The 287-nt window shown below is 38.7% G+C and carries 1 protein-coding gene; it reads left to right on the top strand.

The genetic code is table 11. From position 1 onward, the window contains the following. Positions 1-94: 94 nt before the first annotated feature. The coding region (locus ACFIK8_RS11755; RefSeq protein WP_375669531.1) for a response regulator at positions 95-287 on the top strand (193 nt) is incomplete at its 3' end.

The following is a 287-nucleotide window of genomic DNA, read 5'->3' as shown; positions in this document are numbered from 1 at the left end:
TTTTCAAAAAATAACATTTTTAAAACACTAGGGCAGAGGTCTTGTAAGCTTCTGTCCTACAACTTCATTTGATAAAATAACGGAGATGCGTTTTATGAAGATACTCGTTATAGAAGATGATCATGAGACGGGGCGTTATCTCGAAAAAGCTTTTGGGGAGTCAGGACATTCCGTTGATGTTGCGTACGATGGGGATACTGGATATGCTTTAGCTGAAACGGAAAATTATGACATTATGGTTGTTGATCGGATGCTTTTGCATCGTGATGGACTGTCTATTATTGCTG

The sequence above is a fragment of the Bartonella sp. MR168JLCBS genome (genome assembly GCF_042194175.1).
This window is presented reverse-complemented; position numbering and strand designations above follow the sequence as displayed.